9 protein-coding genes are annotated in these 13,571 nt (G+C 48.1%); 7 read left to right on the top strand and 2 right to left on the bottom strand.

Going from position 1 to position 13,571, the window contains the following annotated elements:
- The first annotated feature begins 184 nt into the window (after positions 1-184).
- From BTJ40_RS12405 to BTJ40_RS12420, 4 genes are all read left to right on the top strand, one after another.
- On the top strand, positions 185-862 hold the full coding sequence (locus BTJ40_RS12405) for a hypothetical protein (protein WP_108733390.1): 678 nt from the start codon (positions 185-187) through the stop codon (positions 860-862).
- A gap of 143 nt (positions 863-1,005) precedes the next feature.
- The gene (locus BTJ40_RS12410; protein WP_108733391.1) at positions 1,006-1,674 is read left to right on the top strand and encodes a hypothetical protein; all 669 of its coding nucleotides are present in this window, start codon (positions 1,006-1,008) and stop codon (positions 1,672-1,674) included.
- Positions 1,675-1,767: 93 nt separating this feature from the next.
- Complete coding sequence (locus BTJ40_RS12415; RefSeq protein WP_108733392.1) at positions 1,768-2,274, top strand: arsinothricin resistance N-acetyltransferase ArsN1 family B; 507 nt, start codon at positions 1,768-1,770, stop codon at positions 2,272-2,274.
- A 488-nt stretch (positions 2,275-2,762) separates the two neighbouring features.
- Positions 2,763-3,080, top strand: a complete 318-nt coding sequence (locus BTJ40_RS12420) for a heavy metal-binding domain-containing protein (protein ID WP_108733393.1) — start codon at positions 2,763-2,765, stop codon at positions 3,078-3,080.
- 80 nt (positions 3,081-3,160) lie between these two features.
- On the opposite strand, the gene BTJ40_RS12425 is transcribed toward BTJ40_RS12420, so the two are convergent.
- Positions 3,161-4,222 (bottom strand): NAD(P)/FAD-dependent oxidoreductase, encoded by a 1,062-nt coding sequence (locus tag BTJ40_RS12425; protein ID WP_108733394.1) that lies wholly within the window; start codon positions 4,220-4,222, stop codon positions 3,161-3,163.
- Between the two features lie 225 nt (positions 4,223-4,447).
- On the opposite strand from BTJ40_RS12425, the gene BTJ40_RS12430 reads away from it, so the two are divergent.
- From BTJ40_RS12430 to pbpC, 3 genes are all read left to right on the top strand, one after another.
- Positions 4,448-4,693, top strand: a complete 246-nt coding sequence (locus BTJ40_RS12430) for a hypothetical protein (RefSeq protein WP_108733395.1) — start codon at positions 4,448-4,450, stop codon at positions 4,691-4,693.
- 297 nt (positions 4,694-4,990) lie between these two features.
- Positions 4,991-10,114 (top strand): alpha-2-macroglobulin, encoded by a 5,124-nt coding sequence (locus tag BTJ40_RS12435; protein ID WP_108733396.1) that lies wholly within the window; start codon positions 4,991-4,993, stop codon positions 10,112-10,114.
- The gene (gene pbpC, locus BTJ40_RS12440; protein WP_202862804.1) at positions 10,111-12,477 is read left to right on the top strand and encodes a penicillin-binding protein 1C; all 2,367 of its coding nucleotides are present in this window, start codon (positions 10,111-10,113) and stop codon (positions 12,475-12,477) included. The genes BTJ40_RS12435 and pbpC overlap by 4 nt, the downstream gene beginning before the upstream one ends.
- A gap of 60 nt (positions 12,478-12,537) precedes the next feature.
- Here pbpC and BTJ40_RS12445 read toward each other — a convergent pair whose 3' ends face one another.
- Positions 12,538-13,350: a NosD domain-containing protein gene (locus tag BTJ40_RS12445; RefSeq protein ID WP_108733397.1), complete on the bottom strand. Its 813-nt coding sequence runs from the start codon at positions 13,348-13,350 to the stop codon at positions 12,538-12,540.
- Positions 13,351-13,571 lie beyond the last annotated feature (221 nt).

The following is a 13,571-nucleotide window of genomic DNA, read 5'->3' on the forward strand; positions in this document are numbered from 1 at the left end:
GATACCCATCGAATTAAAGAGTAAATCTGCGACTACATTTTTTTGAAGCACTGAAGGTGAACCTAGCTTTGTCAAAATCGAAGATCTTGGCAGACCTAGGCCTCCAAAAAATCAATTAGCTACACCTAAAAAACATAGAGACAGGCCGTAGCACTCCGAAATTTGAGGTAGAGAAGGTATTGCAATGCAAAATGTATGGTTTAGACCTATAGTCGGGTTGTTGGCGGGACTGGCATTCACATATCTTCTTGGGATAGATACTATATTTGCATTTATTATCATACTACTCTCAGGGGTCATTGAAGCCGAATACAATCTATCATTAATTCTTTTAATAGATACAGTATCAACATTTATCATCTTACTGTTTGGGGTATTTTTATCATTTTATATCTGTCGCACCTGGTATTTGACTACAAGTATATTATTTTCCACCCTATTCACTTTATGGGCACTGCTTAACCTCTCAACCTCAGAAACGACCCCACTGTGGTATGTAGCAGCTCTGTATACAATATATATTGTAACACCGGCACTTGCCTATAAGATGAGAAAATACATATTCGAGCTGCTGCCAAATTTAAGTGATGAGCAAGTAATTCGCTTCTTTCTAGCCACTATCATTTCTATGTGTATCTGGCCCATTTTTACGGTAAACATATCTGACAGCTCCTGGTTAATACCATTAAAAATGACACTACTTCTTGGCTTTACATCTGGATTTTTTGTTATAACTTCCAGGCAAATGCAGAGATGGTATGGAATAATATCTTCCGTAGCTTGTGGTTCAACTATTATGTTTGTATTCTTTGCCTTCATAATAGTACCTTTAGACAAAATTGGGTTTTTCAAAATGATGTGACTAGCCTAACAAAGCTTTCATTACTAACTTTACCTTTGCTGCTTTTATTCTGTACTCGGACAGTAGAAGCAAAAACTAAGGGGAATTACCGATTATTGCGACATTAAGACTAAGGTTTACCCATGGTGAACAAGAGGTTCCAAATGCCTAAAAGAAGGAACGCCATCAAAATCCCTCACCTTACAAGGGGGCATGAAAAATCTGTGTTATATCCAACCTCCAAGCTTCTTATTTTTTTCATCTGTTTTACCATCTGTAACTCCCTTGCTGAAGAGAAAATTAATACACATCTACCGCAACTAGATCACCCCTCAAAAGAAAATAGAAGACTAGCTGAGCTATTTAACGCAGATCAAAGTGCACGCAATATACCTCACAGTGAAATTGACTGGAGTTTACTTGACCGAGAAGACAAGAATCGACGAGAAAAAGTCTTAAAAATTCTAGCGGAAGGCCGAATCAGGACCTCAAAGGATTATCATCATGCGGCACTTATCTTCCAACATGGTAATAAGTCAGAAGATATAAGACTAGCTCATGCTCTTGCCACTATTGCAGCAACCCTGGCAGAGGATAAGAATGAAGCTAATTGGCTAAAAGCGGCCACTTGGGATCGCTTAATGATGAATCTTGGCCGGCCACAGTGGTACGGCACTCAGTTTGTTAAAGATGACTCTGGGAACTGGAGCCTGTATAACATTGATTCTGATATAGTCTCTGATCAGCAGCGAATAGATTGGTCCGTTCGTACACTAGAAGAATCAAAGGCCATGGAAAAGTCGCTAAATAGCAAAAAGAAAAGTGAGTATTAATGAAGCTCTTCAGAGCCAGCCAGTAGATACCAGGTTAGTCAGTTAACCACCAATCTCTGGCCACTGTTATCAAACATAGGGAGAGACAATAGTATGATACGAGCAGTTAAAGCTTCTGATTCTGCAGGGATTGCTAAAATCTACAATTACTATGTAGAGAATACTTGTATCACTTTTGAGGTAGAGCCAGTTTCTGCGGAAATTATCGCCGACCGAGTCGAAGAATGCTCAAAAAACAATCTTCCCTGGTTAGTTGCTGAGAATGAGGGCCGTTTAATTGGCTATTGTTATGCCAGCAAATGGAAAGGACGCTGTGCTTACCAATATTCGGTGGAGGCTACCGTGTACTTGGACACGAACTATTCTTCAAAAGGCTGGGGCTCGAAGCTCTATAATGAACTGTTTAAACAGTTAAGTGAACTCAATGTCCACGCGATAATCTGCGGCATAGCTCTACCAAATGCAGGCAGCGTAGCACTTCATGAGAAGTTTGGAATGGAAAAAGTTGCTCATTTCAAAGAGGTCGGCCGAAAATTTAACCAGTGGATAGATGTTGGTTATTGGCAGTGCTTACTCCCCTTAAGAAAGGAGAAAGCATGAAATAAGCACTTCATGAAGGGGTACATCTTAAGCAACTTCTGTGTACCCACATTTACCCTATTAGGGATTTTTAACCTAAATACTACCAAACCCTCTCTAAGGTCATAACTGCGAGCTTTTACGCAGCAAGAGCTATTACATAGAGTTATCGAGGCATTATTTAGGGCAGTGATTTCCCCCTCACATTTATACTCAAAATAAAAGTGGATGACTTGCTATCGAGAAAGCTGCAGCAATTACTGGATTACATTTAATTTAGCTCATATTCCATCAAAAGTTACTGGCTTATATGATCATTACACTTTTCACCCCGGAACCCTACCCCATTTAATGTAAGATAAAAGCTAAAAGCCAGAAAAGACACAGTAGCTGAAAACAAACATTCGACTACCACCAAACAATTAAATATATTCGCATAACAGATCCAGGTTAGAGTAAGATTACCAATAGAGCCGAAAATATAAGTATTTATAATTAAGGGAAATGATATGATTTTTTCAACTACAGAAACAATACCAGGAAGAGAAATATCGGAAGTACTGGATATCGTTACGGGAAACGTTGTTCAATCAAAACATATCGGCCGTGACTTAATGGCAGGTATAAAGAGTATTGTCGGTGGAGAGATACGAGGCTATACGGAGATGCTGACCGAAGCGAGAAACAAAGCTTTTCAAAGATTGAGTGAAAGTGCCCAGCAAAAAGGCGCTGATGCCGTGGTAGGCATTCGTTTTACTACAAGCGCAATTATGGATGGCTCCTCGGAAATTCTTGTTTTTGGTACAGCTGTAAAACTAAAGAGATAGGTTGGAATATCCCTAAGATTTGACTCACATACTCGCAGATAACTTGCTCAACCTACAAATGAATACAAATTTATTAGACCCTAAAGTTCTACCGCAAACTGCCCCAGTTTTCTCCGCACCGCAGGAATAGAACTGGCGGCAGCGATTAACGCTCGAAATTCAAATCTTGCTTTCAGGGATTGTCCAGTGATCATTTTCCGGCCACGCTCAGTAACCTCAATAACCTTTTTATCTTCTTGATGGCGCAATTCAGAGTAGCCTAAGAGCTGCCCCTCAGTGATTCGTTTTGCCAATTCGGCTGCATCAGCTATCCCAAGGTTCATACCTCGACCTCCAACCGGAGAGTGACAATGGGCAGCATCCCCAGCTAGATGTATCCTGCCCTTTGAGTAAGTTTCCGCTTGCCGAATTGAAATTTTAAAGGTTCCCTCCCGCCTAACCCTCTTAACATCCACCGCCATCGGAAATGCTTTAATTGCATTATCACAGCTAGCTACCAGACGGTGTCGGCCTTCTCCCAATGGCACTGCAACAGCGACCACGCCAGATTCCATTTTGACCAAGGTGAACTTTCTTCTAGGGGGCCAATCCCCAGTATCAACATCCGCGATTGACCACACTTCTTCCAAATCAAATCCAGGATAACTGATACCTGCAGCTTCACGAACAGTACTGCGAATACCATCCGCTCCTACAACCAGGTCAAATCGCTCCTCTTCACCATTATCAAAAAAAGCCACTACCCCACTCTTTTCCTCGGTAAGGGTTTTGAGTTCTTTCCTGTATTCAACTTCGACTCCCATACCAGATAAAACCTGAGCCATGAGAGCTTCAGTTCTGTCTTGAGGAAGTCCAAGAATGGCTGGAAAATAGGTCCGGTCGGAATGAAGGGGGAACTCTAGCGCTAAATGCGTATTTAGGTAAATGCATGCGCTCTGAACCGCGATCCCCTCAGCAATCAACTTTTCAGAAACGCCAGAGTACGAAAGTAACTCAAGACTGCGAGAAGTAACTCCCACCGCTCGACTAAGAGTTGAAGCGCTATCCCGGCGGTCCACAATTCTTGGCAATAGCCCTCGCCGAGCAAGCTCGACTGCCGTTGTAAGGCCCGTGGGCCCAGCCCCAACAATCAGTACTTTCACAGGCTACCTCATATAACCCCATATAACAGTAAGATAGTACATATGAAAGAGTATGAGTGACTACAGGGTCTAAGACTCTTAATGAAAAAACCAGGCCGCAACCTATAACTTCTTTAGAGCAATACTGGTCTCGCTTTGTGAGAACATAATTAAAAAGGCATGGCCGCCACAAACTCTATCTGCCTTTAGCGTTCTGTTCCATGGTTCTATGCGTGGGAATTATTTATGTTGGGTTTAAGTCTGGTATTCAGTATCGTCTTTGAAGTAGGACAAGCTTTGACTAGCACTGAGACGCCACAAAGGGGTATCAAATTGAAAAGAATTGCCACCGCACTGCTATTTTTATTAGCGGCGATTGCCTGCTACGCTTTCGGAGTCCCTGCGGGAGGAGTAATCTTCCTTGCTCTTGGCATTATCTTTGAAGGAATCTTCTGGATTAAGCTATTTAAACGTAAAAAGAAGCCAACATAGGTGTAGTGATATAACGTTATTTCGGCTAGATTCAAACGAGCTAGTGATTGTCGAATAAACTGCACGCCTCAACCTGGCACCATAGAACAGGAAGATCGCTTACTCCCTAAGCCACCTAATTGCCATCCCATCATTCTATAAATTTATTTTCCAGCCATCAGTAATCCCCACCTCACTATTGGTACACACTTGCATCAGAAATAGATACCGAGCACGGAAACCATGTAGGAAACTTGAGACATATTTAAAGACGGACTAAATTGTGCGCCGTTAAATGGATTCTATAAGGAAATACCCATGTCTCTTCACCGCTCACCACGCTGGATTGCGGTCATTCTTCTTTGTCTTATTGCTATGGCTTGCTCACAAGAAAAGTCAGAGAAGAAACTCGCTGAAACCCCCAAGTTCGCGGAAGGCGGGAGCGTTGAAGAGGGTAACAACCAGGCACAAGCTCTCAGCGCCACTGAGAAAGTGCATAAAAAAGAAGCGGCCTCTGCTAGTGAAGTAAGCTCGAAAGCTGATGAAGCCCAGCGCACTTCTGAAAGAAATTCTACTGAGCTGACAGAGAATGATGCTACCCCTTCACAAGTCACAGCCAGTGCCAGCACTCAAATCTCCGGGGATCACTTCCTAAAGGTCCTCCATGTTGGGGAGCGGACGTTTAAAGATGCACGGGCCATCGCTGTTATCTTTTCTGAACCTTTACTGGGCAATGCCCATTTTGCCTCCTACTTGAATCTATCCCGCGACGATGGCGAGCGTGTAGATGGCGGTTGGGTCCTCTCCGATAACCAAAAAATTCTCTATTTTCCTCATGTTGAACCTGATACTCGCTATAGACTCACCGTACTCCCAGGTCTGCCCGGCGAAAACGGCTTGGAGTTACAGGAAGAGAAGCAGGAGAGGATCCGTACCCGACGGATTGAGCCCAGTATCAGCTTTGCCAGCAATGGAAGTATTTTTCCCGCGACGGTAACTCCCGGCCTACCTGTTACTGCAGTCAGTGTTGAGGCTGCACAGATTCACTTCCATAGAGTGAAACCTGAGCATTATTCCGAGTTCTTCAGGCTGATCAAAAGCCAGTCACTAAAATACTACTATCGCTTAAAGTCCCTCAATCAAGTTGCCGATTTTGTCTATAGTGCCCAGTTCGATCTCACCAAGGAGAAATACGTCCAGCGAGATTTCGACCTCTCTATCGGGCATATAAAGCCCCTGCAACAACCAGGTATCTATGTCGCGGTTATGCAGCCGGCAGGCATGTATGACACCAATCTCTATGATGTCACCCACTTCTCTATCTCCAACTTAGGCCTTCATGCGCGGTACTACCCAAACAGTGTGGACCTCTATGTTTCATCTCTAGATGAAGGGCAGGCTCTTAAGGGCATTGAAGTTGAGCTGCTCAACAACAAAGGGGAGCTAATCCAGCAATACACAACCGGCCAAGACGGCCAGGTGCGCTTTGCTCTGACGCAGGAACAGGAAGACTCACAGCGCTTCTTCATCGCAAGAGATCCTGATACCGGTCACTTCTCCATACTCGACCTGCGTGAACCTGCATTGGACCTTTCGGATTTTCAGTTGGGCCAGCGCCCTTCGAGACCGCTGGAGTTTTTCATGTATGGCCCGCGAGATCTGTATCGCCCCAATGAATCGATCCAGGTGAGCGGACTGCTGCGCAACTATGATGGTCGCTATATCAAAGACCTACCGATCAAGGCAGAACTCATAAAACCGGACAATACCAGCGCGCGCGCATTCACATGGCACGCCAGCGCGCCCGGATACTACGAAAAGCTTATCCCACTTCCACAAAATGCACCTACCGGTGACTGGCGCCTGGATGTTGAGCTAGCCGATGGGCGCAAAGTGAAATATCCATTTAAGGTAGAAGAATTCTTGCCAGAGCGAATGAAGCTGGTTTTGCAAGACGGTGAAGAGCGCAGTCTGGTAGAGGGCCATAAAGAATCTTTCGAACTTCAAGTAGAAGGTAGTTATCTCTATGGTGCGCCAGCGGCAAAGAACCGCCTGGAAACTCTGGTGCAAATTAGCCACTATCGCGAGCCCTTCCCCCAGTGGAAAGGGTTCTTATTTGGGAACACTAATGAATCTTTGCCCACGCGACAGTTTCATGCCCCAACGATTGAGCTCAATGAGGAAGGGTTGAGCAATCTGAGCTTGCGCTCTCGTTGGAAACGAGCAAAGAGCCCGCTGAAAATCAACTTGGTTTCCAGCCTGTTCGAATCCGGCGGCCGCCCGGTAACTCGCCAACATCCAGTCCTGGTATGGCCCACACACCCGGTGGTAGGTATTCGCCCAAATTTTGGAGAGGAAAACCCATCGGCCAACAGCAGGCCTGAATTTGAAATAGTGGTTGCCGACGCACAGGGCGAGCCTGTTATCGGGCGGGATCTCAAAGCGGTGTTAATTTCCGAAGACCGCCAGTACTTTTGGGAGTACTCTGCAAATCGGGGCTGGCACTATGAATACTCAAGTGCTGAATTTGAAACTTTCAGTCGCCAACTCCAATTCACCGAAGAGCAGCCCCTGAAGCTCACAGTCCCAGTAGAACATGGCCACTACCGCTTAGAAGTCACTGATACCAATACGGGGGCAACCAGCAGCTTACGCTTCCACGCCGGCCGGGACTGGTATTACTGGTGGCGTAAGGATCAAGTAGCCAAAGGCCAGGCTGCGCGCCCGAATACCGTGGCCCTGTCACTGGACAAACCAAGGTACTCTTCTGGAGATCTGGCGCAACTCACCATAGTACCGCCCGCTGACGGAGAGGCGTTGGTGTTGGTGGAGAGCGACCAACTATTGTGGTCCAAACGACTACCTGTAGAAAAGTCGGGCACCAATATCGAAATCCCAATCTCTCCTGAGTGGGATCGCCACGACACCTATATTTCTGTTACTGCTCTGCGCCCTGCGGACAAGAATGAGCGTATCGCCCCCAATCGCGCTTTTGGTCTCGCCCACCTGCCCCTGGATCGTGATCCTCGGCGTCTGCCCATTTCACTAGAAGCGCCCACGAATGCCCTGCCCGGCTCGGAAATTGAAGTTACCATTTCTGCCGACGAAAATTCTATCGAACAAAACGGAGGCAAAGCCTGGGCCACCCTGGCCGCCGTCGATGTCGGTGTACTCAATATCACCCGCTTCAAAACCCCGGATCCCTTCGAGGCCTTTTTTGGCCAGCGCCGTTACGGTGTGGATGTAAGGGATATCTATCATCGCATTATTGAATCCAACAGTGGCAAACTGGTGGAGCAACGTTTTGGCGGCGATGCGGAACTGGCCCGAGGCGGCGACGAGCCCAACTCCGACGTACAAATAGTATCTTTATTCTCAGGACCCGTTGAATTTGATACTCAGGGCCAAGCAAAGGTCGCGCTACAACTACCGGAGTTTAACGGACAGCTGCGCCTGATGGCGGTTTCTTTCAGCAAAGACCGATTCGGTAGCACCGACGGAGAAGTAACAGTCGCCTCACCGGTTGCCACCCAAGCCGCCTTGCCTCGCTTTATGGCCCCTGGTGATAACAGCACACTGGCCCTTGACCTCAATAACTTAAGTGGCCGCTCCCAAAAACTCACTGTAAATATGCAATCAGTGGGCGCGGTAGATTTGGAAATGGGTGAGCGGATGCTGGAACTGGCGGATGGTGAACGCAAAACTTTGCGCTTCCCAATCACCGCCAAAGATGCCACCGGAGATGCAGAGTTCAAACTGGTCGTGCAGGGTACCGTCGATAAAGATGGAAATGATATCGATATCGAACAGCAGTGGCGCCTGGGCGTGCGCCCCGCTTGGCCGGCAACCACACGCAACCAGCGCAGACTCCTGTCCCAGGGCGAGAGCTTCAGTGCCGATAGCAGCTTCCTGGATTCCCTAATGCCTGGAACTGTTCAAACCCTGGTATCCCTGGACAGCCGACCGCAACTGCAGTTACAGGATCACCTATCCAACCTCCTGCAATACCCTTACGGCTGCCTGGAACAAACCTCCAGCCGGACCTTCCCGCTAGTCATGGCAACGCCGCAGCGACAGCAAAAACTGGGCCTTGAACCTCTGGATGAGAATGAGCGGGCCGAACGTATCGACGCAGGTATTGAGCGCATTTTCAGTATGCAAAAAGGGAACGGCAGCTTTGGCCTATGGAGTTCCGAGTCTTCCGAAAGCCAGTGGCTAACCGCCTATGTAGTCGATCTTCTATTGCGGGCCCGGGACCAGGGAATCGTATTTGACGATAACCGCCTGGAATCCGCACTCAAGCGCCTGCAGGACTACGCCCGTGAGCGCGGTGCTTTCTATCAGCAACGCTATAGCTATAGTCCCGATTTCTATGCTTATGCCTCAAGAGCTTACGCAGCTTATGTGCTCTCACGAGTACAAAAAGTGTCTCTCGGGCAACTGCGTACCCTTTATGAAAGCGGCTCAAGCCTGACCCAATCTCCCTTACCAAATCTGCATATGGCAATCGCTTTGCACACCACGGGCGATGCTACCCTGGCCCAGGAGGCCCTGCAAAAAGCGCTTAAAATCGAGCGCAAACGCCGCAGCTACTATGGCGATTATGGGTCAGACCTACGGGATACGGCCCAAATGATCTCCCTGCTCCTAGAGCACAATTTCGCTGGTGATAAAACGGAATCCCTGGTGTTCGAACTGGCAGATCTTCTCCACAGTCGCCAATATCTCAGCACCCAGGAGCGCAATAGTGTGTTTATGGCTGGAGCACAGTTGCAACTTAATAGCAGTGCAAACTGGTCTGCGACTTTGGCCAGTATTGATGGCTTGCGCGAGCTCAATAGCGATAACCCGCACAGCGCATTATTCCGCGGGCGCGAAGCCGCCAGCGCACTTGAGGTAACCGCACAGATAGAAAAACTCTATGCAGCAATTACCATCAATGGTTACAGCAAGAAGTCACCTGAGGCGGCGATGGATAAAGGTGTCAGAATCAAACGCAGCTACCACAATTTGGATGGCACGGAAGTCATTCCCAACCAGGTTCGTGAGGGCGAGCTTTACCTGGTGCGCTTGCAAATTGATGCGGACCAGCGCCTGCCCGACCTACTTGCAGTGGACCTATTGCCCGCAGGTTTTGAGCTGGAAAATCAAAACCTGGCCGACAGTGTCAAAGTGGATGAACTCGAGTTCGATGGCAAAAGTATCGCCCAGTGGCAGGACACCCAGGACAATATCCAACACACTGAATATCGCGATGACCGCTTTGTGGCGGCACTGGATCAGCTGAGATACAAAACCACCAATCTCTTTTATATCGCCCGCGCAGTAACCCCCGGCAACTATCAGGTGCCCCCACCCTACTTAGAGGATATGTACAAACCGGAACGCTTCGCTATCGGTGAAAATCCCCTAACGCAAATGCGGGTAATCGGTAAACAGTGAAGCTGTTGGCCACTATCCGGAAAGCCTGGCAAAGCAGCAGTCGCAGAGTTCGCGCACTGCTGCTTGCGCCCGCCGCCCTCACCGCGGTACTGCTACTGCTCGACTTTGCTTTCCCTCCACCTCTTCCCGAAACTCAAGATTTTGCACGGGTCGTTGCAGATCGTTACGGCAAACCACTACGTTTCTTTGCCGACAGTCGCGGAGTTTGGAGATACCCAATATCTCGGGAAAATGTATCGCCGCGCTTTATCGAAGCTCTTCTCACCTACGAAGACCGACACTTCTATCGGCACCCCGGAGTAAATCCGCTAGCCCTATTGCGAGCTTCAGTCCAATACCTTCGCAATGGACGAGTCGTTTCCGGGGGTTCCACTCTCACTATGCAGGTAGCGCGACTACTGGACCCCCACCGCAAAACTCTCCCGGGCAAAACCAAGCAGATATTGCGTGCATTGCAATTGGAGTGGCACTTCAGCAAGGATGAAATTCTCGATCTTTACCTGAACCTGGCACCTTACGGTGGCAATATTGAAGGCGTGGAAGCAGCCAGCCGCCTATACCTGCGTAAATCGGCCTCCGACCTTACCCATGCGGAGGCTGCACTGCTAGCTGTACTCCCTCAGGCGCCGAGCCGCCTGCGGCCAGATCGGCATCCTCTAAAGGCACAAAAAGCCCGGGACAAAGTTCTGGATAGACTGCAATCATTTACCGTCTGGAGCGCAGAGGATGTTGAGCGCGCTCAACTTGAGCAGGTCTATGCGGAACGCTTGGAATTCCCGCAAAACGCCCCGCACCTAGCCCGCAGGCTGGTGAATACCATCAGCGATCAAGAAGTTATTCGCACCACAATCGACGGCAACATCCAGCGCGGATTGGAAGATTTTCTGCGCGATCATATGGATAGCTATCCAGCCAAAACATCTGCAGCTGTTGTAGTTTTGGAGAATTCCGATTTATCCGTGCGCGCCTACGTGGGAGCTTCTCATTTTGGTAACGGGCGCCGCTATGGCTATGTGGATATGGCCAGGGCTGTACGCTCACCGGGCTCTACGCTCAAGCCCTTTTTGTACGGACTTGCCATTGATGAGGACCTGATCCACAGCGCCTCCCTACTCAGCGATGCGCCCCGCATCTACGGCGATTACCGCCCTGAGAATTTCCATCGAGGCTTCGCCGGCCCTGTCACCGCTACCGCCGCCCTTCAGAAATCTCTCAATGTCCCTGCAGTACAGCTACTGGAACATTACGGCCCCGGTCGATTGGCTGCAGCCCTGGAAAATGCCGGACTAGCACTGGAGTTTCCCAGTAACGGTAGACCCAACTTGTCCATGATTTTGGGGGGCGTAGGTGCTCGTCTTGACCAACTGACAGGTATTTATGCCGCACTGGCACGGGGAGGCCAGACTGCAGCTCCCCGCTATTTACCCGAGGAGCCCGTACGTGAAAGGCATCTAATGTCTCCTGAGGCGACTTGGATTACATTTGAAATGCTCGCTTCCAATCGCGGAGGTTCCCGCCGTTGGCGCAATCTGGTGCGACAAAACAAGGCAGATATCGCCTGGAAGACAGGCACCAGCTACGGCTATCGGGATGCCTGGGCGATTGGCGTAACTCCCGGCTACACCGTCGGCATTTGGGTAGGCCGACCGGATGGCACTCCCCTACCCGGTTACTATGGCTCCATTAGTGCCACACCTCTGTTGAACGCAGTTATCGCCGCATTACCAGACAACAAACAACAACACCTGAAAAAGCCAGACTCAGTAACTCAAGAGACTATTTGTTGGCCGCTTGGAGGCCAGAAGACGCTCACACAAACCAGCCACTGCCATCTGCAACACAACGCCTGGTTAATCCAAGGGCGCACACCCAGAACACTATCGCCGCAAGGTGAACCTCTGCGGGCAGCACAAACCTTTAGTTTCTTTACAAATCGGCAAGGTATGCGAGTAAAGCCCAGTTGTATGGATTCTTCTACTCAAAGGCATAGCCTAGCCCTTTGGCCAAAAGAACTGGAATCCTGGCTACCCGCAAACCAAACCCGTGCCCAGCAAATTCCTCCGACGGCTCCCGAGTGTTACACCCCGACTGCAACAACAGGGACTCCACTAAAAATTATCGGAGCTGGAGATGGTAACCAGTATCGACCTAACGGCAAAAATGCCCCTCTGCCGCGTTTAACCCTGAGTGCGATTGGCGGGCAGGGAAAGCGCTATTGGTTCCTAAATGGAGAGCCCAAGGGCGAAACCCTCGGTAACGAAAACCAGGCACTACTTCCGGGAAGTGGTAAGCACCAAATTGCTGTACTGGATGCTAGCGGGAATGTCGATCGGATTGAGATTTTTGTGGGAATTGGCGATTGATAGCGACTAACCACCTCCCCAAAATATGAATTCTTAATGTTGGTTACCCAACTCGAATCATCAAGGATCTACACAAACCCCATCTGAAGTATCAAACACATTGCCTATCCAAGTGTTCAGGCAAGGTGCAGAGTTCAGATCTTGCAAATCAAAAGCAAGGTTATTCTCTGCTTGATTTCCTAAAATCCTGTTACCTGATTGCCCCAAAGCAGGCATATAAATACCTGCGTCCCCTGGACCATTATCCTCTACAAAATTTTGTGCAATTAAATTATTGGAAGATTCGATTACGATACCTGAATTTAGGCTTGAATAGACGTGGTTATTTACAACTACAGAGCCACTGGCTATATCCTCCAATCGAATGCCTTCAAATTCATTTTGTCCCACTTCATTATAAGAGACATTATTGTTAATGCCTGTGACAACAACACCCACACCTGCATTATTTATGATAACTGACTGAATCAAGTTGCTGTTATTTGCAGGGAATAAGATGCCCAGACTCTGGTTATCCATGACATTCACGCCAACAATATTATGGAAGTCCCCAAGCACAACCATACCTGCACCACAGTTAGTGATCACACCATCCTGTAAGGCCCCACCTGTCAGGTTTGCAGCCGTTCCCTCTAGCCGGATACCTACACCAGATCCGTTACAACTTACTGTAAAGCCGTTTAAGTCCAGGCTTCCCGGCCCTACTACTGTGACAGCGGGATTTGTTGTACAGCTGAGGCTCTGGTCCAACACCTCAGCCAAAGTAACTATGTCACCGCAATCCACAGCTTTAGCGCTGATGGGCAAAAATGCGCTAAAAACAAATACAAAAATAGCTATTCGCTCAATAAACCAATTGCCTGATACCTTCATATCCAATACTTCCTACCCTGCTACTTGCCAAAGCCCAGACCTGCCTAAGCTTGGTCCAGGCTTCAAAAAGAACCATAAGAAATTTTTCTTATTTCGCAAAGTAGGAATATTAAATAAAGCACAGGGAAATTATTGCCAGTTATTAATTCCCAACTGAATATGGCCAAACTTACCCCGCCGCCAAGCCTTTTATAAAAAGCAAAAAATTCTGAACTGAACGA

The organism is Microbulbifer sp. A4B17 (assembly GCF_003076275.1).
Lineage (GTDB): Bacteria > Pseudomonadota > Gammaproteobacteria > Pseudomonadales > Cellvibrionaceae > Microbulbifer.

Coding starts and splice junctions, on each gene's coding strand:
- BTJ40_RS12405 (WP_108733390.1), top strand. CDS start 185: ATGCAAAATGTATGGTTTAGACCTATAGTCGGGTTGTTGGCGGGACTG.
- BTJ40_RS12410 (WP_108733391.1), top strand. CDS start 1,006: ATGCCTAAAAGAAGGAACGCCATCAAAATCCCTCACCTTACAAGGGGG.
- BTJ40_RS12415 (WP_108733392.1), top strand. CDS start 1,768: ATGATACGAGCAGTTAAAGCTTCTGATTCTGCAGGGATTGCTAAAATC.
- BTJ40_RS12420 (WP_108733393.1), top strand. CDS start 2,763: ATGATTTTTTCAACTACAGAAACAATACCAGGAAGAGAAATATCGGAA.
- BTJ40_RS12430 (WP_108733395.1), top strand. CDS start 4,448: ATGTTGGGTTTAAGTCTGGTATTCAGTATCGTCTTTGAAGTAGGACAA.
- BTJ40_RS12435 (WP_108733396.1), top strand. CDS start 4,991: ATGTCTCTTCACCGCTCACCACGCTGGATTGCGGTCATTCTTCTTTGT.
- BTJ40_RS12445 (WP_108733397.1), bottom strand. CDS start 13,350: ATGAAGGTATCAGGCAATTGGTTTATTGAGCGAATAGCTATTTTTGTA.